The 1,799-nt window shown below is 66.5% G+C and carries 1 protein-coding gene; it reads right to left on the reverse strand.

Going from position 1 to position 1,799, the window contains the following annotated elements:
• A partial coding sequence (locus JCM25156_RS15495) for a beta-N-acetylhexosaminidase (RefSeq protein WP_025813797.1) occupies window positions 1-1,799 on the reverse strand: 1,799 nt, incomplete at both ends.

Consider the following 1,799-nt stretch of genomic DNA (forward strand, 5'->3'; position numbering starts at 1 on the left):
GGCGTCCAGCCCGGCCTGCGCCAGTTGCGCCAGCAGGGCAGATGCGGGTAGCACCTCCCGCAATGCCGGATCATGTACTGCCATGTCCCGCAGGCGCGTGTCGTTATCGCGCCAGTTTTCCAGCCGGGCGCGCAGGCCCGCCATCAGGTCGTGCTGGCCCGCCAGATAGGCCCGCGCATCACGCCCGAACGCGGCGGCTTCGAAACTATCTGGCGTGGCGATATCGGCCGCCTGGTCCAGCGGGCGCGGGGTGGCCGTCGGGGCGACACGGCTGGGGCCGAAAACATGGTTATGGGCGTAATTACGTGCCGGACTGGTGACGGATAACAGGACGGATAGCGGAGGCGTGTCGTCCGGGGCCACGCGCGCCATCATGCCATGGGTATCGGCGGTGGCGCGATTGCCCAGTATTTCCAGCTCCGACTGCACCACGGGCAGGCGAAGGGCGAGGCTGGTTTCATCGCGCACGCTGGCAGGCGACCAGAACCGCTCGGCCAGCGCGGCGCAGCGGGGCCACAGGCGGGCATCCAGCATCTCCTCCGTCACGATTTCGGTCCATAGCGGGGCTTCCGCCCCCATGACATGCCCGGCCAGCTCCGGTGTCATGCGCGCAGCGGGATCGAGCGTGAAGGCATTGAGCGCGGGCGCATTGGCGCGCGCCACCAGATCGGGCGGCAGGCCGTTGCCATGCGGGTCAAGCGGATCAACGCGGTAGTGCTCGGCGGCGGGCAGCAGCAGGTCCAGATAATACCCGGCGGAGACCACAACCGGATGCCCGGCGGTGGCGGCGGCAACCGTGTAGCGCGAACCGCGCCATGGCTCGATGACGATGCTGGACGGCACCGGCGCGTCGATCAGTTCATCCCAGCCCATCATGATCTTTCCCTCACGCGCCAGCATGGCGTACACGCGCTGGGTAAAAGTGGCCTGCAGGGCCGCGACATCGGCGTAACCATACTGCTTCATGAACGCGGCGATATGGGGGTTGCCCGTCCATTCATCGGGCCGGACCTCATCCCCGCCCACATGAAAATAGGCATCGGGGAACAGGCTGGCCATTTCATGATAAAGCCGGGCCAGGAACACATAGGTTTGCGGATTGGTGGGATCCATGGCGGCGCGGACCACCCGTTTGGGATCCATGGGCGTCGTAACCGGCTGCGCCGCGTATTGGGGATAGGCCTGTAGCAGGGCGTAGCTGTGGCCCGGCGTATCGAATTCCGGCACGATACGGATGCCCCGCTCGGCGGCATGGGCCACAAGTTCGCGGATCTGCCGCTGCGTGTAATATTCCCCATGGGCCGCGACCTGCTGCAGGCGGGGGTAGAGGCGACTTTCCACGCGAAAGCCCTGCCCATCGGAAAGATGGAGATGCAGGACATTCAGCCGGGTCAGTTCCATCATATCCAGTTGCCGCTCCAGCGCCGCGACGGACATGAAATGGCGGCTGACATCCACCATCACGCCGCGCCATGCAAAACGCGGCTTGTCATCAATAACCGCCGCGTCCAGCACCGGGCCGCTTTCCCGCCGCTCCACCAGTTGCAGCAGGGTACTCAGGCCACGCAGCACGCCCGCCGGGCCATCCGCCTCCAGCGTGGCGCCCGTCGCATCGGTCTGAAGGTGGTAATGCTCTTTCATATGGATGGACAGCATGGCCGGGTCGGTCGTCACGCACCGGATGCGCAGGGTCAGCCCGGCGGCCTGTCCGGGTGCGGCGTCACGAGCCGACAGCATGGCCAGCCGCCGCGAAAAACGCGCTACCGCCCGATCCAGCAGCGCGGACCGCGTACCCTGCC

The organism is Komagataeibacter kakiaceti JCM 25156 (assembly GCF_000613305.1).